Annotated in this window: 20 protein-coding genes; 11 read left to right on the top strand and 9 right to left on the bottom strand. The window is 66.6% G+C overall.

Translation table 11 applies throughout. The annotated features are described in order from the left end of the window. Positions 1 to 103: 103 nt before the first annotated feature. From C4S71_RS02945 to C4S71_RS02925, 5 genes are all read left to right on the top strand, one after another. On the top strand, positions 104 to 1,525 hold the full coding sequence (locus C4S71_RS02945) for an RNA polymerase factor sigma-54 (RefSeq protein WP_086509852.1): 1,422 nt from the start codon (positions 104 to 106) through the stop codon (positions 1,523 to 1,525). Between the two features lie 108 nt (positions 1,526 to 1,633). Continuing rightward, positions 1,634 to 1,942, top strand: coding sequence for a ribosome hibernation-promoting factor, HPF/YfiA family (gene hpf, locus C4S71_RS02940; RefSeq protein WP_086509853.1), 309 nt, complete (start codon positions 1,634 to 1,636; stop codon positions 1,940 to 1,942). Positions 1,943 to 1,948: 6 nt separating this feature from the next. After that, on the top strand, positions 1,949 to 2,419 hold the full coding sequence (gene ptsN, locus C4S71_RS02935; protein ID WP_103968158.1) for a PTS IIA-like nitrogen regulatory protein PtsN: 471 nt from the start codon (positions 1,949 to 1,951) through the stop codon (positions 2,417 to 2,419). 46 nt (positions 2,420 to 2,465) lie between these two features. Then, positions 2,466 to 3,386, top strand: coding sequence for an RNase adapter RapZ (gene rapZ / locus C4S71_RS02930; protein ID WP_086509855.1), 921 nt, complete (start codon positions 2,466 to 2,468; stop codon positions 3,384 to 3,386). Between the two features lie 2 nt (positions 3,387 to 3,388). Continuing rightward, complete coding sequence (locus tag C4S71_RS02925; protein ID WP_086509856.1) at positions 3,389 to 3,658, top strand: HPr family phosphocarrier protein; 270 nt, start codon at positions 3,389 to 3,391, stop codon at positions 3,656 to 3,658. Positions 3,659 to 3,777: 119 nt separating this feature from the next. Here the strand turns inward: C4S71_RS02925 and pmbA are convergent, their stop codons facing one another. Beyond that, the gene (gene pmbA, locus C4S71_RS02920) at positions 3,778 to 5,118 is read right to left on the bottom strand and encodes a metalloprotease PmbA (RefSeq protein ID WP_103968157.1); all 1,341 of its coding nucleotides are present in this window, start codon (positions 5,116 to 5,118) and stop codon (positions 3,778 to 3,780) included. A 148-nt stretch (positions 5,119 to 5,266) separates the two neighbouring features. Here pmbA and yjgA point away from each other — a divergent pair, with 148 nt between their 5' ends. Further along, entirely contained in the window at positions 5,267 to 5,785 is a 519-nt protein-coding gene (yjgA, locus tag C4S71_RS02915) for a ribosome biogenesis factor YjgA (RefSeq protein WP_086509858.1), read from the top strand. A 43-nt stretch (positions 5,786 to 5,828) separates the two neighbouring features. Here yjgA and tldD read toward each other — a convergent pair whose 3' ends face one another. From tldD to C4S71_RS02880, 7 genes are all read right to left on the bottom strand, one after another. Next, a complete protein-coding gene (gene tldD, locus C4S71_RS02910) occupies positions 5,829 to 7,283 on the bottom strand; it encodes a metalloprotease TldD (protein WP_086509859.1) in 1,455 nt (484 codons plus the stop codon). Then, positions 7,280 to 11,110 carry a YhdP family phospholipid transporter gene (locus C4S71_RS02905; RefSeq protein WP_103968156.1) on the bottom strand — a complete coding sequence of 1,277 codons (3,831 nt, stop codon included), beginning with the start codon at positions 11,108 to 11,110 and terminating at the stop codon, positions 7,280 to 7,282. Before C4S71_RS02905 ends, tldD begins: the two co-directional genes overlap by 4 nt. 7 nt (positions 11,111 to 11,117) lie before the next feature. Next, complete coding sequence (rng, locus tag C4S71_RS02900; RefSeq protein WP_086509861.1) at positions 11,118 to 12,581, bottom strand: ribonuclease G; 1,464 nt, start codon at positions 12,579 to 12,581, stop codon at positions 11,118 to 11,120. Positions 12,582 to 12,631: 50 nt separating this feature from the next. Further along, positions 12,632 to 13,249, bottom strand: a complete 618-nt coding sequence (locus C4S71_RS02895; RefSeq protein ID WP_103968155.1) for a Maf family protein — start codon at positions 13,247 to 13,249, stop codon at positions 12,632 to 12,634. Next, positions 13,242 to 13,733, bottom strand: coding sequence for a rod shape-determining protein MreD (gene mreD, locus C4S71_RS02890; RefSeq protein ID WP_086509863.1), 492 nt, complete (start codon positions 13,731 to 13,733; stop codon positions 13,242 to 13,244). Before mreD ends, C4S71_RS02895 begins: the two co-directional genes overlap by 8 nt. Beyond that, a complete protein-coding gene (mreC, locus tag C4S71_RS02885) occupies positions 13,733 to 14,611 on the bottom strand; it encodes a rod shape-determining protein MreC (RefSeq protein ID WP_371832018.1) in 879 nt (292 codons plus the stop codon). The genes mreD and mreC overlap by 1 nt, the downstream gene beginning before the upstream one ends. Positions 14,612 to 14,721: 110 nt before the next feature. Continuing rightward, positions 14,722 to 15,759, bottom strand: a complete 1,038-nt coding sequence (locus C4S71_RS02880) for a rod shape-determining protein (protein WP_010629195.1) — start codon at positions 15,757 to 15,759, stop codon at positions 14,722 to 14,724. Between the two features lie 177 nt (positions 15,760 to 15,936). On the opposite strand from C4S71_RS02880, the gene gatC reads away from it, so the two are divergent. The 5 genes from gatC to C4S71_RS02855 all read left to right on the top strand — a co-directional run bounded on the left by gatC (position 15,937) and on the right by C4S71_RS02855 (position 21,746). Further along, positions 15,937 to 16,224, top strand: a complete 288-nt coding sequence (gene gatC, locus C4S71_RS02875) for an Asp-tRNA(Asn)/Glu-tRNA(Gln) amidotransferase subunit GatC (RefSeq protein ID WP_010629196.1) — start codon at positions 15,937 to 15,939, stop codon at positions 16,222 to 16,224. Between the two features lie 81 nt (positions 16,225 to 16,305). Next, the gene (gene gatA / locus C4S71_RS02870; protein WP_103968154.1) at positions 16,306 to 17,766 is read left to right on the top strand and encodes an Asp-tRNA(Asn)/Glu-tRNA(Gln) amidotransferase subunit GatA; all 1,461 of its coding nucleotides are present in this window, start codon (positions 16,306 to 16,308) and stop codon (positions 17,764 to 17,766) included. After that, positions 17,766 to 19,235 (top strand): Asp-tRNA(Asn)/Glu-tRNA(Gln) amidotransferase subunit GatB, encoded by a 1,470-nt coding sequence (gatB, locus tag C4S71_RS02865; protein ID WP_103968153.1) that lies wholly within the window; start codon positions 17,766 to 17,768, stop codon positions 19,233 to 19,235. The genes gatA and gatB overlap by 1 nt, the downstream gene beginning before the upstream one ends. A gap of 49 nt (positions 19,236 to 19,284) precedes the next feature. Next, a complete protein-coding gene (locus C4S71_RS02860; protein WP_103968152.1) occupies positions 19,285 to 19,836 on the top strand; it encodes a cupin domain-containing protein in 552 nt (183 codons plus the stop codon). Positions 19,837 to 20,048: 212 nt separating this feature from the next. Further along, on the top strand, positions 20,049 to 21,746 hold the full coding sequence (locus C4S71_RS02855; protein ID WP_103968151.1) for a methyl-accepting chemotaxis protein: 1,698 nt from the start codon (positions 20,049 to 20,051) through the stop codon (positions 21,744 to 21,746). A 22-nt stretch (positions 21,747 to 21,768) separates the two neighbouring features. Here C4S71_RS02855 and C4S71_RS02850 read toward each other — a convergent pair whose 3' ends face one another. Then, on the bottom strand, positions 21,769 to 23,145 hold the full coding sequence (locus C4S71_RS02850; protein ID WP_200825219.1) for a DNA recombination protein RmuC: 1,377 nt from the start codon (positions 23,143 to 23,145) through the stop codon (positions 21,769 to 21,771). Positions 23,146 to 23,180: the final 35 nt, after the last annotated feature.

Below are 23,180 nucleotides of genomic sequence, written 5' to 3'. Positions count from 1 at the left end.
ATGAATATTGCCGATGGCATGCTTATTGCAGCTCTGCGCTCTTGCAAGTGATCGTCGGCCAGTCTAGGGTAGAGTCTTTCCGGCAGATGAGCCCATTATTCTCATGGCCATGAAAGCATCCTTGCAACTGCGAGTCGGCACTCAGCTGACCATGACCCCACAGCTGCAGCAGGCCATCGCGCTGCTGCAGCTCTCCACCCTGGACCTGCGCCAGGAGATCCAGCAGGCCCTCGAGTCCAATCCCATGCTCGAGCTCGACGACGGCTTCGGCGAACAAGCCGTCAGCGAGCCCCAGAGCGACGACTGGGCCAGCGAAATTCCCGGCGAGCTCTCCACCGACAGCGACTGGACGGATACCTATCCGGATCATGGCAGCGGCGCCGGCGGCGCCACCGGCGAAGGCCCCGATTTCGAACGCCAGGCCGCGGGACAGACGCTGGCCGGCCACCTGATGTGGCAACTGGCGATGATCGATGTGAACGAGCGTCAGCGGCAGATCGCCGAAAGCCTGATCGATGCCGTCGACGGCACCGGCTACCTGACCCAGCCGCTGGAAGAGATCCGCGACGGCCTGCGTCGCCAGGGCCTCGAGGGGCTGCCTACCCGTGAGGTCGAGCAGGTGCTGCTGCGCCTGCAGCAGTTCGAACCCACCGGCGTGTTCGCCAGGGACCTGCGCGAATGCCTGATGCTGCAGCTCGCCACCCTGCCCGACGATACGCCCCTGCTGCCCCAGGCACGCCGCCTGGTGCGCCAGTTCCTCGAAGCCCTGGCCGCCGACGACCGTCGCCTGCTCAAGCGGCGCCTGAGCCTGGACGACGAGGCCCTCGACGACGCCATTGCCCTGGTGCGCTCGCTGAACCCGCGCCCTGGCAGCGCCTATGCCGAGGTCGGCAGCAACTACATCACCCCCGACCTGGTCGCCTATCACGACGAGTCCGGCTGGCGCGTGGAGCTCAATGCCGAAGCGCTGCCACGCCTGCGCATCCAGCCCGACTACGTCGCCCTGGTGCGCCGCGCCGACAAGAGTCAGGACAACCAGTTCCTCAAGGATCACCTGCAGGAAGCCCGCTGGTTGATGAAGAGCCTGGCCAGCCGTAACGACACCCTGCTGCGAGTGGGGCGCGAGATCATGGCCCGCCAGATCGACTTCCTGGAGCAGGGCGAGGAGGCGATGAAGCCGCTGGTACTGGCCGACATCGCCCAGGCCGTGGAGATGCACGAATCGACCATCTCGCGGGTCACGACGCAGAAGTTCATCCACACGCCGCGCGGCGTGTTCGAGCTGAAGTATTTCTTCTCCAGCCACGTTGGCGGCAACGGCGAGGGGGATGCTCACTCCAGCACCGCGATTCGCGCCCGCATTCGCAAGCTGATCGCCGACGAGCCACCGCGCAAACCGCTCTCCGACAGTCGTCTGGTGGAGCTGCTGGCCGACGACGGCATTCAGGTGGCGCGCCGCACCGTGGCCAAGTATCGTGAAGCGCTGGGAATACCTTCCTCGAGCGAACGCAAGCGCTTTCGTTGAACTCGGCGCGCAGCGTTGACGCCGGACAAGAGCGTCGTTCGGAGGGGTTTGCAAGGAGGCAAAAAGGGTTACAATCAAACCACCACTCGAAGGACGAAGGAGCTCGTCATGCAAGTCAACATTACCGGCCATCATGTTGAACTGACCGATTCCCTGCGTGACTACGTGAGCGAAAAGCTCAACCGCGTCCAACGGCACTACGACAACATCACCAACGTGCAGGTCACCCTCTCGATCGAGAAGGAGCGCCAGCAGGCCGCTTGCACGCTGCATGCCGCCGGTGCCGATCTGCATGCCGAAGCCTCCGACCCGGACATGTACGCCGCCATCGATGCGCTGACCGACAAGCTCGATCGTCAACTGGTCAAGCACAAGGAAAAGGCCCAGGCCCGCGCCCAGGGCGCCGGCATTCGCTGAGTTGCCATGACACTGGAAAACATACTGCCCCCTGAGCGCGCGCTGTTCGACGTTCCCGGGGGCAGCAAGAAGAGGGTGCTGGAGTTCTTCAGCACCTTCATTGCGCAGAACACCCCGAGCCTCGACAGCCAGGAGGTCTTCGGCCGATTGATCGGCCGTGAGCGGCTGGGCAGTACCGGCATCGGCAACGGCGTCGCCATCCCGCACGCGCGAAGCCCGCACTGTCACAGCCCAGTCGCCGCCTTCCTCAAGCTGGCCGAGCCCATCGATTTCGACGCCATCGACGGCGAGCCGGTCGATCTGGTCTTCGTGCTGCTGGTACCCGAGGAGGCCGACGACACGCATCTGTCGCTGCTGAGCCAGGTCGCCGGCGTGATGAACGATGCCGAGACCCGTTCGCAACTGCGCAAGTGCGAAAGCCAGCGCGAACTTCACGAGCGTCTCATCGGCGCCATTCGACGACAGTCCTCGGCCTGACCGCCATCCCCAGCCGCTCGGCCAGCCCCTGATCAGGAGAAACGTAATGCAGCTTGTGATCATCAGCGGCCGCTCAGGCTCCGGCAAGTCGATCGCACTGCAGGCGCTCGAAGACATCGGCTACTACGCCATCGACAACCTGCCGGCGATGCTGCTCGGCTCCCTGGTCGATGAACTGCGCGGCTCACCCACGGTACAGCAGTGCATCGCCGTAAGCATCGATGCACGCAATCTTCCTCATGCGTTGGAACGGTTCCCCAGGCTGCTGGAGGAGCTGCGTGCCAAGCAGGTCGACTGCCAGATCGTCTACCTCACCACCGATGCGCGAATCCTGATCGAGCGCTACTCCGCCACCCGGCGCCGGCACCCGCTGACCCGCGACCGGGACATGACCCTGAGCGAGGCGATCGAGACTGAAGACACGACGCTGAGCGAGATTCGCAACCTGGCCGACCTGATCATCGATACCTCGCGGCTTTCGGTCCACGACCTGCGCGGGCGCATCACCGAACAGGTGGCCAGCCATCGCGCCGACCAACTGACCCTCACGGTGGAGTCGTTCGGTTTCAAGGGCGGCGTACCGCTGGACGCCGATATCGTGTTCGACGCGCGCTGCCTGCCCAATCCCTACTGGGACCCGCGCCTGCGCGCGGCGACCGGCCGCGAAGCGAGCATCGTGGAGTTTCTCGAACAGTACCCTCTGGTCCACCAGATGCACGAGGACATCGTCACCTGGGTCGAGCGCTGGCTGCCGGCCTATCGCGACAGCCATCGCAGCTATCTCACGGTCGCCATCGGCTGCACCGGCGGCCAGCATCGCTCGGTGTACCTGGCCGAGCGCCTCGCCCGCCACCTCGCCCAGCAGCAGCCCGACGTGCGTCTGCGCCACCGCGAGCTCGGCATCCATATACCGGTCTCTACCACGCAGGAGATGACCGCAGCGCCATCCGACCGCAAGGAAACCTGAGCGTGCCCAGCCGCAAGCTGACTCTGACCAACAAACGCGGCCTCCATGCACGCGCTGCCACCAAGCTGGTTCAGTGCTGCCAGCCTTTCGATGCACGCGTGTTCGTCTGCCGAGGCGCCCAGCAGGCCGAGGCCACCAACATCATGGCCCTGCTGATGCTCGGCGCCCCGTGCGGCACCGAACTCGACATCAACGCCGAGGGTGCGGATGCGGAAGCGGTTCTCGAGGCCATCGAGGCTCTCTTCGAGGCCCGCTTCGATGAGGATCTTTAGGAATGGCTGCGCTCGGCCATGTGGCGTCGAAGCCCTCTTCGCAGTGCTCATCGGGCTTCGCCTGGTCTGACCATCGCTCGCTCATCCGCGAGCTTTTGCGGTAAGGCCCAATATACGATTCAGCTGCCTGCCACGGTCATCTCGTCGATCAGCCAGCTGCCGGTGTGAATGCTGCCGCGGGTGTCGATGTCGCTGCCCACGGCCTGCAGGCCCTTGAACATCGTCTCGAGATTGCCGGCGATGGTGAACTCCTCGACCGGATACTGGATCTCACCGTTCTCGACCCAGAAGCCAGCCGCTCCGCGGGAGTAGTCGCCGGTCACGCCGTTCACCCCCTGGCCCATCAGCTCGGTCACCAGCACCCCACGCCCCATGCGGGCCAACAGCTCTTCGCGCGCCGCCAGCGGTGCCGCGATCCGCAGGTTGCGGGCGCCGCCGGCGTTGCCCGTGGTCTGCAGGCCCAGGCGGCGTGCGCTGTAGGCCGACAGCATGTAGCTGGCCAGACGCCCCTCTTCGATGAAAACGTTGTCACGAGTCTGCACGCCGTCGTTGTCGAACGGGGAGCTGGCCATGGCACCGCGCTCCATGGGCCGCTCGCCGAGCGTGAACCAGTCGGGAAACAGCCTCTCTCCCAGCCGATCGCACAGGAACGAGGCCTGACGATAGAGCGAACCGCCGGCGATGGCACTCATCAGGTGACCGACGAGACCGCTGGCGACGGTGGCATCGAACATCACCGGCAGGCGCCCGGTGGCGGGCCGACGCGCCCCCAGCCGCTGCAGGGTGCGCTCGGCCGCCTTGCGGCCGACCGACTCGGCGTCGCGCAGTTCACGCGGGTTACGTGCACTGGTGTAGTCGTAGTCGCGCTGCATGCCGCTCGCATCCTCGGCGATCAGCATGCAGGAGAGCGAGTGGCGGCTGCCGCGCTGGCTGCCGAGAAAGCCATGGCTGTTGGCGTAGACCCTCACCCCTTCGCCGCTGGAGAGCGAGGCACCCTCCGACTGACGTATGCCCGCCTCGGCGCGGCCTGCCGCTTCACAGGCCAGCGCCAGCTCGATGGCCTGCTCGGTGCTGAGCGGCCAGGGGTGGTGCACGTCGAGGTCGGGCAGCTCGGTGGCCATCAGCTCGGCGTCGGCCAGGCCCGCGGCGGGATCTTCACCGGTGTAGAGCGCAATGGCCATGGCCTTCTCCACGACCTCGCGGATCGACGCCTCACCGGCATCGGTGGAGGAAGCGCTGCCCTTGTGGCCACGCAGGTAGACGGTCACGGCAATACCCTGATCGCGGGAAAGCTCGACGGATTCCACCTCGCCTTCCCGCACGCTGATGCCGATACCCTGGTCGACGCTGGCCCCTACCTCACAGGCATCGGCTCCCAGGTGTCGCGCCAGCGCCAGCGCCTGCTCGGCACGCGACTCCAGCAGCGCCTGCTGGGCGGCGGCATCGAAAGCCTTGCTCATGTTCATCTCCCTCATCCACCGGCAGCGCCGGTATCCGTTCGTGTCTGTTCCCGCCGCAGCGCGACGGACTGATATACTGCGGTCATTCGACCCTATTCATCACCCGATGGCCAGCCCGAAGCCGGCCCTCACATCACTTGGATGCGGCATGACCCAGGACATTCCCACTTTCTCCGACGAAAGCTCCGACGAACGGCCCAGCAAGTCCCAGCTCAAGCGCGAAATGCACGCGCTGCAGGCCTTGGGCGAACAGATCATCGCCATGACGCCGACCGAGCGCGCCCGCTTCCCGTTGTCCGAGGACATGCTCGCCGCCGTCGAGGAAACCTCCCGCATCCGCTCTCATGAAGGGCGCCGTCGCCACATGCAGTACGTCGGCAAGCTGATGCGGCGCGAGGATCTCGAGGCGATCCAGGCGGTGTTCGACGAGGTCGAGCAGGAGAAACGTCATCGCGACCTGGCCTTCCATCGCCTCGAGAAGTGGCGCGACCGCCTCATCGAGGAGGGCGACGATGCCGTCGAAGCCTTCATCGAGGAGCATCCCGACGTCGACCGTCAGGCCCTGCGCCAGCTGATCCGCAACGCCAAGAACGAGCGTGAGCGGGGCAAGCCCCCGGCCAATGCGCGCAAGCTGTTCCGACTCATCCGCGAGACGGCGGGGCTTTAAACCACTCGCCGCTCGGGACTGGTCAGGCGGCAGGCACGTTCACTCATGAAGCGGTGCCGCCGACGGTGAGCTCATCAAGCTTCAAGGTGGGCTGGCCCACGCCCACCGGCACGCCCTGCCCCTCCTTGCCGCATACGCCGATGCCGGTGTCGAGCTCCAGATCGTGGCCGATCATCGATACCCGTCCCATCGCCTCCGGCCCGTTACCGATCAGCGTCGCCCCCTTGACCGGCGCGGTGATCCTGCCGTCCTCGATCAGGTAGGCCTCGCTTGCCGAGAACACGAACTTGCCCGAGGTGATGTCCACCTGGCCACCGCCGAAGCTGACCGCATAGATGCCGCGGCGAACACTCGAGATGATCTCCGCCGGGTCGTCCTGACCGGCCAGCATGTAGGTGTTGGTCATGCGCGGCATCGGCATGTGGGCGAACGACTCGCGCCGGGCGTTGCCGGTGGGCTGCATGCCCATCAGCCGGGCGTTGAGCTTGTCCTGCATGTAGCCGGTGAGAATGCCGTCCTCGATCAGCGGGGTGTACTGGCCCGGCGTGCCTTCGTCGTCCACGCTCATGGAGCCGCGCCGATCGGCCAGGGTGGCATCGTCCACCACCGTGACCCCGGGAGCCGCCACCCGCTGACCCAGGCGCCCGGCAAAGGCCGAGCTGCCCTTGCGATTGAAGTCGCCCTCGAGGCCGTGCCCCACCGCTTCGTGCAGCAGGATGCCGGGCCAGCCGGGCGCGAGCACCACCGGCATCTGTCCGGCGGGGGCGTCCACCGCCTCCAGATTGACCAGGGCCTGGCGTACCGCTTCCTTGGCAAAGCGTTCGGCGGCGTTGTCGTCACGCAGGCGGGACATGGCGTAGCGCCCACCGCCACCGGCGCTGCCGCGCTCGCGACGGCCGTTCTTCACCGCGATGACGCTGACGTTGAAGCGCACCAGCGGGCGCACGTCCGCCGCCAGGGTGCCGTCACTGGCACGTACCAGCACGACCTCATGAACGCCGGTCAGGGAAGCGCTGACCTGGGTGATGGCGGGATCGGCGGCGCGCGCCACGCGATCGGCCTGTTTGAGCAACGCGATCTTCTCCTCGGCCGATAGACCCGACAGCGGGTCGACCGTGGCGTAGCGCAGCTCTGCGCCGGTCGCGATGCGCGGCGCAACCGACAGGCTGGCGCCGCTGCGCACGATGCCGGACGCCGTGCGGCCGGTTTCCGCCAGGGCATCGGCGGTAATCTGGTTGGAATAGGCGAAGCCGGTCTTTTCGCCGGCCATGGCGCGCACGCCCACACCGCCGTCGATGTTGTAGCTCGCTTCCTTGACTTCACCATCCTCGAGCACCCAGCTTTCGTGCCAGCTGCGCTGAAAGTAGAGATCGGCATAGTCGACGCCCGGGGTCAGCACATGGCCAAGACCTGCGTCGAGCGCCTCGACGTCCAGTCCGCCGGGGTGCAACAGAATCTCCGCGGCGGTATCGAGCAGAGCGGATGAGGATGTCGTCATTCTGCGGTTTCCAAGGTGATGTCGGGCGAGGTCCAGGGACCGCGCACGCGATAGTGAATTCGGGTGACTCGGTCGATGGCGCTGCCGAAGAGTCGATCGGCGATGAACAGCGCGCCACCTACCACCGGCGCACCGGCAATCACCGCCGCAAGCGGCAAACTGCTGCTGACGGGTACTGTGACGCCCAGTCGCTGGTCCAGTTCCCGACGCGAGAGGTCGACGGTGCCCTCCAGCGTGAAGGACGTGGCCGGGCCGTCGATCCTGATGGGGCCGGTCGTCTCCAGTACGCCTCCATACAGGGTAGCAGCCCCGATGACATGATCGAAGGCCGTACCCTGGCCGGTCACGTCGGAAAAGTCCATGCGCAGCCGTCGTACCAGGTTGTCGACGTTGAGCAGACCCACGACCCGCGCCGTGGGAGACTCCAGGTTGACGAAGCGTCCATTGCGCAGCTCCGCCTCGACGCTGCCACGCGAGCGGGCCAGGGCGAACTGCCAGGGCGGCCCCGGCCAGGCCAGTTGACTGCGTACGCGTGTCTCGTTGCTGCGAATCGAGACCGGCTGACCGAGCCGCTCCAGCGCCGTACCCAGGTCGCGCCCATCGAGGTCGAGCCGTGAGCGGGTCAGGCTGTCGCCCGGACCGGCGGACTCCCAGATCACTTCTCCCCGCGCCGAGATCTGCCCCAGGGTGAGCCCCAGTGGCGCCACTCTGAGCCGCTGCGGCGAGCCCTCCCAGTGGGCCGTGAGCGGGCCGATCACCCGGCCCTGATACAGGATCTCCGCCAGTCGCAGCCGGCCGTTGGGTACCTCGCCGACCCAGCCGGGCAACGGCGTCGGGTCCGGCGGCACATCCAGCTCCGCGAGAAGATTGCCGGTGTCTTGCGTCTCGGCGGGCAGCAGGCCGTCCAGCGTCAAACGGTCTAGCGCGATGTCCAGCGGCTCGGCGAGAAAGGGACGATAATCGAGATAGCCCTCGAGCAGATCTCCCCGCAGGCCTATGCGCCAGCCGCCGCCCGTGTGCGGACGCGCTTCGGCCGACATCACGCCCAGGCAATCCTCCGGGCCGACGAGACAGGCGGTGTCCACCCGCAGGTAACGCAGCGCCCCAGGGCCATCACCCCCCGGCGCTCCTCCATCGAGCATCGGTGCCAGCGCCGCGCCCCACTCCACCAGGTCGAGGCGGGATTGGTATATCGTGCCCGACCAGCCCTCCTGCTCGGGCCAACTGGGTGCTTCCGGCAGTCGCCCCAACCAGAACTGGCCCTGGCCTATATCCGACCACGGCAGGCCGCGCCAGCGCAGGCGGGCATCGCCGCCCATTTCCGCTTCCACTCGCTGCTGATCGAGATCGGCCTCGACCCACAGCGGACGACTCTCGCCGGCCGACTTGCCCAGCGGCGACGGCAGGTCGATGGCGACACCCTGCAGGTTGCTGTCGAAGCGGAACGTATTGCGCGTTTCACCAAGCGTGAAGCGCGCCCGCCAGGGCAGACGCCCCGACACCCCACCGGCCAGGGCGGTGGCATCGAAGCGCTGCAGTATCCGCGCCACCTCGGCAGCGCCATCCAGTTCGACACGCCCGGCCAGGGTATCGATGTCGGCATTGATCGGCCCGCCGAACAGGCGCCCTTCCAGGCGCCCCTCGAGCCCGCCGTCGTCATCGCGCTGACGCCAGGCGAGTGGCCCCTTCACATCACTGAGGGGCACTTCCAGCGGCAGGTAGACGAGCCGCTGCATGTCGACGTCGGTCTCGAGGTCGAGCCGAAAGCCGTCGTCCTCTCCCAGCAGGGTGCTGAGCTCGATCCTGCCGCTGGCGCTCCCCTCCCCGCGCCAATCGTCGACCTGCTCCATGCCGTCGACGGGGATGGCGCGCAGGTAGCGGCGTATCCCATCGGCATCGGACGCGAGGTCGCCGATCACGTGCAGCACGTCATCCTCGATGGTGACCCGCCCGTTGCGCCCCAGGACTCCCAGGCTCTCGGCGTGATAGACCTCGGCATCGAGAGTGCCGATACCCGCGGTGAGTCGCCCCTCGAGACCTTCGATCACCGGCCAGCGAGGGTCGAAGGGAAGCCTGCCCTCCTCGATCTCGAGGTCCAGTTGCAGTCGCGGCTCGATGCCGCTGCCGCCACGTCGGAGCGGCAGATGCAGCTTCAGCTCGCCATACGGCACACGGCCGGCCACACCGGCCGCGAGCCAGGCATCGAGTTCCTCGCCCAACACGTCGGCAGGTAGCCAGTCCACCAGCGGACGCTCCAGGGCATCGGCGTTGCGGAAGCGCAAGTCGAGCCCCAGGCCGCCATGCACGCCACCGCCGATCGCCAGGCCGAAACCGCCCTCCACTTCAGCCCCCTGCCAGCCGGCCATGAGATTTCGTCCACTGACGAAGGTGCGCGGCCCCTCGTAGGTCCAGCGCACCTCGCCGCTGGCATGGGAGAGTTCCATCGGCGCCGGATAGAGCTCTGGCACCTTGAACGCGGGGTCACCGACACCGACGAACTCGATTCGCCCCGAGAGATCCCGCGCTTCGACCCAGGCATCGAGAGGTCCACCGCCCGGCACTTCGTCCCACGGCTCCACCTCGACCCGATGCAGCGCGGCCTGAGCCAGCCAGTGGCCGTTGCGCCGGCCCACGCCCAGTCCGGAGATCAGCCCGCGAGGCTCCAGGGCGTCGATGGTGCGCACCAACCCTTCGGGAAGCAGAATGCGTTCGCGCCAGGCCGCCAGCGACGCCAGCTCGAACTGGCTGGTGGTCAGCCACCAGCCCTCGTCGTCGTCGTAGCGCATGTGCCAGAAGTGCGGCAGCGCCGGCTGTCGCTCGTCTGCGAGCTCATGCGGCTCCGCCCAGTCGGCAGCCGCAGCGTCACCCTGCAGCCACGCCTCCCAGCCTTCGTCGTTGCGCAGCCACTGACCGCGGGCTCTGAGCGGCTCCAGCACGATGGGTTCGTCGTCACGCCGCAGCACCAGCCGCGGCACGTCGATATCCAGCCGCGCATCGGCCAGCGCTCCACGATGCCAGCGACCCCAGAGGGTGACGTCACCGCTGGCGTCCTCCAGGCGCAGGGGGTCGTCGAGGGTGAACACCTCGACCAGATCGATCAGCGTGTCGAGCTTCATGTCGGCCTGGAGGGCGGCGCTGAAATCGCGGAATCCGGTGGGTCCGGGGAACACTTCCAGCACGGCCTGCAGCGTGGCCTCTTCCTGCCCCTCGAGATGCACTTCGCCCTCGAGATGGGCACGCCGCTCGTCGCCGGTGAGCAGCAGGCGCGGCGCGAGCATGTCGACCCGCCGCTCGCGCCCGTGCAGCACCAGCCTCACGTCCTCCACCCAGGCGCGCTGTCGCAGCAGCAGCCCGACCCAGAAGTCGAGCCGCTCGAGATCGAAATCGCCTTCGAGAAGCTCAGGAGGAATCCTGGCGGGATCCGGCCAGTGCCAGCCGCCCTGCTCGTCCTGATAGAGGTGAAGCGTGAGCCCGCGGAGACGCGCATCCGCGACCACGGGCACACCGGTGCGCAGGCTGGCTGCGGTATCCAGCCGCAGTTGCGCATGCTCGACTTCCAGCAGCGGCAGGCCGGCTTCCCCCGGCAGCGTGCTCATGGTGAGCCCGCCACCCGTCATCACGGGGTCGAGCCGGGCCAGTCCGGCGTCGAATTCACGCAGCTCTACCGTTGCCCCCGTACGCGCCTCCAGCAACCGCTCGACGCGCGGCGCCAACTGGTCGACCTGGGTGAGCGCCAGCCGCAGCGCCACCAGCAGCACCGCGACCAGGGCCAGCAGCACGGCCAGCAGGGTGAGACTCCAGCGGCCTACCTGACGCAAAGGATGCATCGGCCGCTCACATCAGCACGATGTCGTACTGCTCCTGGGAATAGTGCGCCTCGACCTGGAAACGAATCGTCTTGCCTATGAAGGCCTCCAGATCGGCGACCGCAGCCGATTCCTCATCGAGCAGCCGATCCACCACCGGCTGGGATGCCAGCACCATGTAGGTTTCGGCGTTGTAGGCACGCTCCTCGCGCAGGATCTCGCGAAAGATCTCGTAGCACACCGTCTCGGCGGTTTTCAGGGTGCCCCGCCCACCGCAGGTGGGACACGACTCGCACAGGGTCTGCTCGAGGCTCTCGCGGGTGCGCTTGCGGGTCAGCTGCACCAGCCCCAGCTCGGTGACCCCGGTACACTTGGTCTTGGCATGATCGCGCTCCAGCGCCTTCTCGAGCACCCGCAGCACCTGGCGCTGATGCTCCGGGTCCTCCATGTCGATGAAGTCGATGATGATGATGCCGCCCAGGTTGCGCAGCCGCAGCTGTCGGGCGATGGCGTTGGCCGCTTCGAGATTGGTCTTGAAGATGGTCTCTTCGAGGTTGCGGTGCCCCACGTAGCCGCCGGTGTTGACGTCGATGGTGGTCATCGCCTCGGTCGGGTCGATCACCAGATAGCCGCCCGACTTGAGCTGCACCTTGCGCCCCAGCGCCTTTTGGATCTCGTCCTCGACGCTGTAGAGATCGAAGATGGGCCGCTCCCCGGGGTAGTACTCGATGCGTGCCGAGGAGTCGGGCATGAACTCCTCGGCGAATTCCAGCAGCTTGACGTAATTTTCCCGCGAATCGATGCGCACCTTTTCGATCTCGTCGCGCATCAGGTCGCGCAGGGTACGGATGAACAGCGGCAGATCGTCGTAGATCACGCTGGGTGCCGGCGCGGTCACCTTGCGCTCGCTGACCTTGCGCCACAGCCGCAGCAGGAAGTGCATGTCGGAGAAGAGCTCCTCCTTGCCCACGTTCTCCGCCGCCGTACGCACGATGAAGCCGCCGGTGATCTCGATCTCCTGCTCCTGCTGGCAGAGTTCGAGCAGCTCGCGCAGGCGCTCTCGCTCACGCTCGTCCTCGATGCGCTGCGACACGCCGTGGTGCGGGGAGTCGGGCATGTAGACCAGGTAGCGTGAAGGAACCGACAGATGGGTGGTGAGACGTGCGCCCTTGGAACCGATGGGATCCTTGGTGACCTGGACGACCAGCGCCTGCCCCTCGTGGAGCAGTTGGCCGATGGTGGCCTGCTCCTCCGGCGGGGTGCCGGGAGGCATCACTTCATGGGCATGGATGAAAGCCGCACGGTCGAGGCCGATGTCGACGAAGGCCGCCTGCATGCCGGGCAGCACCCGCACCACGCGTCCCTTGTAGATGTTGCCGACGATGCCGCGTCGGCGCGTACGCTCGATCAGCGCCTCCTGCAGCACGCCGTTTTCCACCACCGCCACGCGGGTTTCCATCGGCGTCAGGTTGATCAGTACTTCGCCGCTCATGCGGAAATCCTTGTCCAGTTCAATAGCCGCATTATGACATAGTGATGCGGCTAGACAGCACCACACCAAAGCGGCACGTTCTGTCGTACCAGCAGCTGCGCCGTTTCGTAAAGCGGCAGCCCGACGACCGCGGAGTGACTGCCCTCGATGCGCTCGATGAAGATCGACGCCAAACCCTGGATGGCATAGCCGCCAGCCTTGTCGGCAGGTTCGCCGGTCGCCCAGTAAGCCGCCATTTCGCTGTCGTCGATCTCGCGCATGAAGACCCGTGTCGTCACGCAGGTCTCGAGCAGCCCGGCCGGCCCCGTCACGGCCACGGCGGTGAGCACCTGGTGGACGCGCCCCGACAGCAGACGCAGCATGGTCGCCGCCTCGGACCTGTCGGCAGGCTTGCCGAGTATCCGCCCATCGCAAACCACAGCGGTATCCGACCCCAGCGTCGGCAGCGTCGATCGACGGCTGCCCGCCAGCGCCTTCTCCCGGGCCAGGCGAAGCACATAGGCTTCGGGCAGCTCGTCGGGCAGCGGCGTCTCATCGATGTCCACCGGCCGCACCTCGACGCCGACGCCGATGCTGGCCAGCAGCTCGCGGCGTCGCGGCGAGGCCGATGCCAGGCACAGCACGGCCGCTGCCGGCGTCTCGTGGCTTCCGGGCCGGCCCTCAGTCATGCCGGACCAAGCGGCGCTCGAAGGCCTGGAACATGGTCGCAAGCCACGGCCACAGCGCCGCGCCGATAAGCGAAGGGATCAGGAAGGCAAGATGCATCGAGAACGGACCGAACAGGGTGCGCAGCCACTGTTCGACCAGTTGCACGAGCCCCAGCAGCACCAGAATCAGCAGCGCCTGCTGCACCAGCGAGTAGGTGCGAAAGCGCGGATAGATCAAAGCCGAGAGAAAGGCCAGCAGCGACAGGGTCAAGGCGTTCTGCCCCAGCGGGGCACCTTCGATGAGGTCGAGCAGGATGCCGAGCACGAAGCCGTGGAAGACCCCGACCCGGGCGGGGGCGGCCATGCACCAATAGATCAGCATCAGCCCCAGCCAGTCCGGGCGCCAGATCTGCCAGCCCTCGGCCAGCGGCATCACCTGCAGGCACAGCGCCAGCAGCAGGGTGAGCCAAATCCAGGGCAGCGCCGTGGTCGATCCGCTCGGCATCAGTTCGACTCCTCCAGCGTGGCTTCGTCCACCAGCTCATCGGGCAACTCGAGGTCCCACACTTCATCGTCAGGCACCGGCGCCGGATCGGGTGGGAACACCAGCAGGAAGTGACGGGAACGCTGCAGGCGCGCGACGGGCTCGGCCGTCACTCGGGCAAAGGGCTGTCCCGGGTCGTGGACCACCTCGGTGACCCTGGCCACGGGATAACCCGGCGGGAAGCGTCCCGCCAACCCCGAGGTTACCAGCAGGTCGCCCTCGCGAATATCGGCCGTATCCGGCACGTGTATCACTCTCAGGGCATCGTACTGGCCGCTGCCCTGCAGCACGAAGCGCAGACCGTTACGGTTGATCTGAATCGGTAGTGCATGGCTGGCGTCGGCCACCATCAGCACCCGGCTGGAATAGGCCGATACCGCCGTCACCTGCCCCACCAGCCCCGACGCATCCAGTACCGGCTGCCCCACGTAGACCCCGTTGCGACGCCCGCGGTCGATCACCATCTGATGGGTGAACGGGTCGGAGTCGAGCGAGAGCAGCTCGGCAGTGATATAGGGAGCCTCCAGACGAGCGGCGGCACCGAGCAGTTCGCGCAGGCGCACGTTCTCGGCCGTCAGGCTCGACATGTGCTGGACCCGGTGCGACAGATGCAGGATCTGCTCGCGCAAGCGGCGGTTCTCCTCCACCAGGGCACGCTGCTCGGAAAGCGCCAGCGAGCCCCAGGTGAGCACGTCGCTGGGCAGCGCCACGAGCCACTGAATCGGCGCCACGACGGTGGTGAGCTGAGCCCGCACTTCTTCCATGCGGGTGAAACGATGATCGACGAACATCAAGGCAGACGCGGCTACCACACACAGCAGCATGCGGTAGCCAGGCACATGACCGTGCGAGAACAGCGGTTTAATAGACGTTCCCCCCGCACCGGGCGCGGCACGCCCGGCCGCACCTGTTCATACGTCGATTCGCACTGGAAAACGGCCTTGCGGCGTCAATCGCTCGAGAGCAGCTCGAAAGTGTGCCGGTCGATCATCTCGAGCGCTTTGCCGCCCCCGCGCGCCACGCAGGTCAGCGGATCCTCGGCGACGATGACCGGCAGCCCGGTCTCCTCGGAGATCAGCTTGTCCAGGTCGCGCAGCAGGGCGCCGCCGCCGGTCAGCACCAGGCCGCGCTCGGCGATGTCGGAGGCGAGTTCGGGCGGCGACTGCTCCAGCGCGCTCTTGACCGCAGCGACGATCGAGGAGAGCGTCTCCTGCAGGGCATCGAGGATCTCATGGGAGTTCAGCGTGAAGCTGCGCGGGATACCCTCGGCCAGGTTGCGGCCGCGCACGTCGATCTCGCGCAGTTCGCCGCCGGGGTAGGCACAGCCGATCTCTTCCTTGATACGCTCGGCGGTGGCCTCGCCGATCAGGCTGCCGTAGTGACGGCGTACGTAGGCGGAAATCGCCTCGTCGAAGCGGTCGCCACCGACACGGATCGATTCGGAATAGACCACGCCATTCAGCGAAATGATGGCGATCTCGGTGGTTCCGCCACCGATGTCCACCACCATCGAGCCCTGGGCATCGTCCACCGGCAGGCCGGCGCCGATGGCGGCGGCCATGGGCTCCTCGATCAGGAACACTTCACGGGCACCGGCCCCTTCCGCAGACTCCTTGATCGCCCGGCGCTCGACCTGGGTCGACATGCAGGGTACGCAGACCAGCACCCGCGGGCTCGGCGTCAGGAAAGTGCTCTGGTGCACCTTGCGAATGAAGTGCTGGAGCATCTGCTCGGTAACGGTGAAGTCGGCAATCACGCCATCCTTCATCGGACGAATCGCAGTGATGTTGCCCGGCGTACGGCCCAGCATGCGCTTGGCATCGGCGCCAACCGCGGCCACGCTGCGCATGTTGCCGGATTGGCGAATGGCCACTACGGACGGCTCATCGAGCACGATACCGCGACCGCGAACGTAAATCAGTGTATTGGCCGTACCCAGATCGATGGAAAGATCGCTGGAGAACAGCCCCCTCAAGCGTTTGAACATGGACGTCGTTACCTAGTGCAGACCGGGACCAGTGCGGATGCAAACGGTATCATCGCCGCCTCAGTGCAGCAAGCGACATAGGCCGCTCCAGATGCGAGAAGAGTGCCCGCCATGGCTCGAATATGGTACCTTTTCCCGCTGTTCATAACACTCCATCCGTGCGAGGACACTCAGCTCATGGCGCTTGAACACGCAGACGTGCAGCGGGCCGCTCATCTGGCCCGGCTCGGCCTGACCGACGACGAGGCCGCCCGCTACGTGGACGACCTAGGCCGTATTCTCGAGATGGTCGACATGCTCCAGGCACTCGACACCGAAGGGGTCGCCCCGCTGGCCCATCCGCTCGACGTCACCCAGCGCCTGCGCGCCGACGAAGTCACCGAGCGCGACCAGCGCAGCCGCTTCCAGCAGTGCGCTCCGGCCGTGGAAAATGGGCTCTACCTGGTTCCTCGCGTCGTCGAGTGATCCCGGTCGCCATTCAGGCAGCGCCCATCGGCGCCGCATTCGCCTCTCTTTCAACGGCACGCTTTCATGGAGCCATGCCGCATGCATGACAAGACCCTTGCCGAACTGACCCGTTCGCTCGACGCCGGCGACTTTTCCAGCCGCGAACTGACCCAGCACCTGCTCGGCCGCATCGACCGTCTCGACGGCGAGCTGAACAGCTTCATCACCGTGACCCACGAGCAGGCTCTGGCCGCCGCCGATGCCGCCGACGCCGCCCGTGCCGCGGGCAAGGCCGGTACGCTCACCGGCCTGCCGCTGGCGCTGAAGGACATCTTCTGCACCCAGGACGTGAAGACCACCGCCGGCTCACGGATGCTCGACAGCTTCATCGCCCCCTACGACGCCACCGTGGTCGAGAAGCTCAAAGCCGCCGGTACCGTCAGCCTGGGCAAGACCAACATGGATGAGTTCGCCATGGGCTCCTCCAACGAGAACAGCCACTACGGCCCGGTGAAGAACCCCTGGGACTTCGCCGCCGTGCCGGGCGGCTCGTCCGGCGGCAGCGCCGCGGCGGTGGCGGCGGGCCTGGTACCGGCGGCGATCGGTACCGATACCGGCGGCTCGATTCGCCAGCCCGCGGCCTTCTGCGGCATCACCGGGCTCAAGCCCACCTACGGCCGGGTGTCGCGCTACGGCATGATCGCCTACGCCTCGAGCCTCGACCAGGCCGGCCCCATGGCTCGCAGCGCCGAGGACTGCGCCCTGCTGCTCAACGCCATGGCCGGCCACGACCTGCGCGACTCCACCTGCGTGCAGCGCGGCGTGCCCGACTACACCGAAGAGCTCGGCACCGCGCTTTCCGGGCTCAAGATCGGCCTGCCCAGCGAGTACTTCGGCGACGGCCTCGACCCGCAGGTGGAAGCCGCCGTGCGCGAGGCGATCAAGGTCTTCGAATCGCTCGGCGCCAGCGTGCGCGAGGTGAGCCTGCCGCACACCCACTACGCGATTCCGGCCTACTACGTCATCGCCCCGGCGGAAGCCTCGTCGAACCTGTCGCGCTACGACGGCGTGCGCTTCGGCCACCGCTGCGCCAACCCCGTGGACCTGATCGACCTGTACAAGCGCAGCCGCGCCGAGGGCTTCGGCGACGAGGTCAAGCGCCGCATCCTGATCGGCACTCACACCCTCTCCGAGGGTTTCTTCGACGCCTACTACAAGAAGGCCCAGCAGGTACGCCGGCTGATCCGTCAGGACTTCCTCGACGCCTTCGAGGAGGTCGACGTCCTGATGGGCCCCGCCTCGCCCACCCCGGCCTTCGACCTCGGCGCCAACAAGGATCCGGTGCAGATGTACCTGCAGGACATCTACACCATCGCCATCAATCTCGCCGGCATCCCCGGCATGAGCGTGCCGGCCGGCTTCGTCGGCAAGCGCCCGGTGGGGCTACAGATCCTGGGCAGCCACTTCACCGAGTCGCGGCTGCTCAACGTCGCCCATCAGTTCCAGCTGGCCACCGACTGGCACCGTCAACGCCCCGCGCTCGCCGAGGAGAACGCCTGATGCAATGGGAAACCGTGATCGGGCTGGAGGTTCACGTCCAGCTCGCCACTCGCTCGAAGATCTTTTCCGGCGCCTCCACTGCCTTCGGCGCCGAGCCCAACACCCAGGCCTGCGCCGTCGACCTGGGGCTGCCGGGCGTGCTGCCGGTGCTCAACGAGGCAGCCGTGGCCATGGCGGTCAAGTTCGGCCTGGCGATCCACGCCGAGATTCCCGAAGTCTCGGTGTTCGACCGCAAGAATTATTTCTACCCCGACCTGCCCAAGGGCTACCAGACCAGCCAGATGTACCAGCCCATCGTCGGCGCCGGGGTGGTCGAGATCACGCTGGAGGACGGCACCACCAAACCGATCCGCGTGCACCACGCGCACCTTGAGGAAGACGCCGGCAAGTCGCTGCACGAACTCTTCTCCAGTGGAAAGGGTCACGGCATGACCGGCATCGACCTGAACCGAGCCGGCACGCCGCTGCTGGAGATCGTCTCCGAGCCAGACATGCGTTCGGCGAAGGAGGCCGCCGCCTATCTAAAGGCGATCCACTCCATCGTCACCTACCTCGGCATCTCCGACGGCAACATGGCCGAGGGCTCGATGCGCTGCGACGTCAACGTCTCGGTTCGGCCCAAGGGCCAGGAAGCCTTCGGCACCCGCGCCGAGATCAAGAACGTCAACTCGTTCCGCTTCGTCGAGCGCGCCATCGCCTTCGAGGTGGAGCGGCAGATCGAGCTGCTCGAGGATGGCGGCAAGGTAGTGCAGGAGACACGCCTGTTCGACCCCGAGCGCGACGAGACCCGCAGTATGCGGACCAAGGAGGAGGCCAACGACTATCGCTACTTCCCCTGCCCCGACCTGCTGCCGGTAGTGCTCGACAAGGCCTACATCGATCATCTGCGCGACAACCTGCCGGAGCTGCCGGCCGAGAAGCGCGCCCGCTTCGAGAACGAGCTGGGCCTCTCGGCCTACGATGCCAGCGTGCTCTCCGCCACCCGCGAGATGGCGGACTATTTCGACGAGGTGAGGGAGGTCTGCGGCGACGCCAAGCAGGCCGCCAACTGGGTGCAGGGTGAACTGGCGGGCGCGCTCAACCGCGAGAACCTGGCAGTCAAGGACAGCCCCGTCTCGGCCCGTCAGCTGGGTGAGCTGGTCGCTCGCGTGCTCGACGACACCATCAACGGCAAGGCCGCCAAGCAGGTGTTCCAGGCGCTGTGGAACGGCCAGGGCGCCAGCGCCGACGACATCATCGAGGCCCAAGGGCTCAAGCAGGTCACCGATACCGGCGCCATCGAGGCGATGATCGATCAGGTGATCGCCGACAGCCCGGCCCAGGTGGCCCAGTATCGCGACGCCGAGCCGGACAAGCGCGGCAAGATGATCGGCTACTTCGTCGGCCAGGTGATGAAGGCCTCGCGCGGCACCGCCAATCCGCAACAGGTCAACGAGCTGCTCAAGCAGAAGCTCGATGCCCTCTGCTGAGGCATGGCGGGCGGCGCCTGGGCGCCGCCCGCGGGATTAGGAGATCGGCATGTCGGACGACGTCGGCGCACGCCTGCGCGCCCTGCGCACCCTGCGCGGCATTTCCCAGCGCGAGCTGGCCAAGCGCTGCGGAGTCACCCATTCCAGCCTGTCGCTGATCGAACAGGGCAAGGTGAGCCCTTCGGTAAGCTCGCTGAAGAAGATCCTCGATGCCATCCCCATCAGCGTCGGCGACTTCTTCACCATGGACATGGAGAGCCGCGACCAGGTCTTCTACACCGCCGACGAGCTGGCCGACGTGGGCAGCGGCGAGGTCGTCTACAAGCTGGTCGGCGCCAATCGTGCCAGCCGCGCGCTGGCCTTCATGGTCGAGACCTATCCGCCCGGCGCCGACACCGGCCGCGAGATGATCGCCCACCAGGGCGAGGAAGCCGGCGTGGTGCTGGAGGGCACCATCGAGATCACCATTGGCCCCGAAACCCGCCTGCTCGGCCCGGGTGAAGCCTACTACTTCGACACCAACGTGCCCCACCGCTTCCGCAATCCCGGCAGCGAGCCGTGCCGTCTGGTGAGCTGCTGCACGCCGGCCCGCGCCTTCTAACCAACCTTTTGTACAACCTTTATCCAAGCCTGCCCGAGCGGCAGGTTTTTTATGTCAGTCAGATACACGCCATCCCCGCATGTGGGGCTGGCTATTGGCTGTATAGGATAAAAATATTTTGCATAAGTTATGTACAATAATTAGAGTGCCTCTTGTACAACAATGGACCTCCCTGTGAGGCCTACCACTACACGTACAAGGGAACCAAGAACATGAAGGCATCCTCGGCCCGCCTTGCCCGCCTGGGCATTCGCACTCGCCTGCTCGCCGGTTTCTCCGCCGTGCTCGCCTTGATCGTCCTGCTCACCGCCATCGGTATCGTGCAAGTGAACCGTATCGATCGCAGCCTCACTACCATCCACGACGTCAATGGTGCCAAGCAGCGCCACGCCATCGACTGGCGCGGCAGCGTGCATGACCGCGCGATTCTGCTGCGCGACATGACCCTGGTCGAATCGGCCACTGCCCTGGGGGAAATCGAACGCGACTACCGGGCGCTGGCCGACGACTACCAGCGTGCCGCCAACGACATGACGGCCGCCATACAGGTCAGTGCCTCTTCCCGCGAACGTGAGCTGCTGGCGGCCATCGAGCGGCAAGCCGACACCACTCAGCGGCTGGCCGCCCAGGTGATGGAGCGCCGTGCACAGGGCGACGTCGGCGGTGCACGGGAAGCCTTGCTGAGCGAGGCCGGTCCGGCCTTTTTCGCCTGGCTCGACCGCATCAATGACTTCATCGATCACCAGGAAGCCGAGAGCGCAGCCAATACCTTGCTGGCCCGCGACACCGCCGCCGGCTTCCAGATGCTGATGCTGGCCTTGTGTCTGGCGGCTCTGGCAACGGGCGGCACCATCGCCTACCTGCTGGCGCGCCAGCTACTGCGCGAGCTCGGCGCCGAGCCCCATGAGGTGAAGGCCTTCGCCGAGGCGATCGGTCGTGGCGAACTGGCCACTGCCGGACGCCTGCGCGTTGGCGACCGCCACAGCATCATGGCATCGCAGGTGGAAATGGCGCGCCAGCTGCAGGCCATCGTGATCCAGGTTCGCGGCGCTGCCGAAGCCGTGGCCAGCAACAGCGAACAGATTGCCGAGGGCAACACCGACCTCGCCTCACGCACCCAGCAGCAGGCCAGCGCTCTGACCCAGACCGCCTCGGCCATGGAAGAGCTCAACGGCACCGTGGTGCAGAACACCGCCAACGCCGCACAGGCCAGTCACGAAGCGGAGAGTGCCTCGCACAAGGCACGTCAGGGGGGCATGGCGGTGGAGCAGATGGCGGCCACCATGAACGAACTCGATAGCAGTGCAAGCGAGATCGCCAGCATCATCTCGACCATCGACGACATCGCTTTTCAAACCAATATCCTGGCGCTCAACGCCTCGGTGGAAGCGGCACGCGCCGGCGAGCACGGCCGCGGCTTCGCCGTGGTTGCCGCCGAAGTGCGCAAGCTGGCCCAGAAGAGCGCCGAGGCCGCCAGCGACATCAACGAGCTTATCACCAGCAACGTGGAGCGGGTGAAGAGCGGTAACGCCCGGGCTGCCGAGGCACGTCAGGCCACCGAGGAGATCGTCGAGGCCATCGCGCGGGTCAGCCAGTTGATGCGCGAGATCAGTCAGGCCAGCGTCGAACAGAGCGCCGGCGTGCAGGAAGCCGGTACGGCGGTGGCCGAGATGGACAGGGTCACCCAGCAGAACGCCACCCTGGTGGGAGAAAGCGCCACGGCAGCCGACAATCTGCGCCAGCATGCCCGTCAGCTGATGAACGCCATGGCCGCCTTCCAACTGCCGAGCACTGCTCGCGCCGATGGCCAAAGCGTGCCGTACGGCGAGATGCTTACGGCGCCCCGGCCCATCATGCGTCAGCTGCAGCTTGCCACCGCGGAGCGCCAGCCGGAGTGGGCCAACTTCTAGGCCCCCACTCGGCTGGGAGAACCTAGCCTCGTCCGCCCCCGTCCGGCAGCGCCTGGCGGGGGCGCGCAGTCTCGAGCTCGAGGCCGGCCCGCTCGACCAGCTCGGCGGGCAGCTCCTTCTTCACCGCCACTCCCAGCTCCTGGAACTCGGCGGCCTGCTTGATCAGGTTGCCGCGCCCGTTGACCAGTTGTCCCATGGCGCGGTCGTAGCTGTCGCGCGCGCCGTCGAGCTTTGCCTGCACCTCCTGCATGCTCTCGAGGAACAGCCGCAGCTTGTTGTAGAACCGCTCGGCACGATTGGCCAGCTCGGCGCTGTGGCGGCTCTGGTCCTCGAAGCGCCACAGCTGACGCACCACGTTGAGGCTGGTGAGCAGCGTGGTGGGCGTGGCCACCAGCACGTTGTGCTCGATGGCGCGCTGGTAGAGGGTCTCGTCGTGCTTGAGCGCCTCGACGTAGGCCGACTCCACCGGGATGAACATGATCACCACATCCGGCGAATTGAGGCCCGGCAGGTCGTAATAGTGCTTGTCGGCCAGCTCGGCGATACGCTCGCCCACCGCCGAGGCATGGGCGGCCAGGGCCTGCCCTCTCTCCCCCTCGTCCTCGGCGTTGACGTAGCGCACATAGGCGGCAAGCGAGGTCTTGGCGTCGATCACCAGGTGGCGCCCCTGAGGCAGGTAGACCACCGCATCGGGGCGACGGCGACCCTCCGCCGTGGCGAAGCTCACCTCGCGCTGGTAATCCTTGCCGGGGCGCAGGCCGGAACCCTCCAGCACGTTCTCCAGCATCAGCTCGCCCCAGTTGCCCTGCACCTTCTTCTGCCCCTGCAGCGCCTGGGTCAGGCGCTCGGCCTGATCGGTGATCTCGCGATTGAGCGCCTGCAGGTGGCGCAGTTCCGCGCGCAGCCCGGCGCGCTGCTCGGTATCGTGGCGATGAATCGTCTCGACCTTCTCGCGAAAGCCCTTCATCTCGGCCTGGATTGGTTGCAGCAGGCCGCTGATGCGCTGCTGGGAAAGCTCGGAGAAGGCGCGCCCCTTGCGCTCGAGGATCTCATTGGCCAGGTTCTCGAACTCCTGGCGCAGTTGCTCGCGGCTGTCGCGCAACAGCGCCAACTGGGCCTCGAAGTGCTGCTGCTTCTGCTCCAGCGTGGTGGCCAGTCGGGCCTCGCTTACCTGCGCCTCGCCTAGCCTAGCCTTTGCGTCATCGAGCTGCTTCTCACGCTCGGCCAGACGCACGCGCAAGTCAGCCAAGGCGGCTTCGTGCCGCGCCGCCTCGGCACGCTGCCGTCGCGCAGCGAGCCAGCCGGCCAGGCCGAAGGCGAGCAGGAACGCCAGCAGCGCCGTGAGCGCCATGGCGTAGCCAAGGGGAAGCGTGGCCAGCAGCGTGGCAAGATCGATCAAGGGGAGTCTCCAGCAGGCGGTCGTGGCGCCAGTAT

This window comes from Billgrantia desiderata (genome assembly GCF_900108215.1).
Taxonomy (GTDB): Bacteria; Pseudomonadota; Gammaproteobacteria; order Pseudomonadales; family Halomonadaceae; genus Halomonas; species Halomonas desiderata.
The sequence above is the reverse complement of the archived record's forward strand: the minus strand, read 5'-3'. Positions and strand labels throughout refer to the sequence as shown.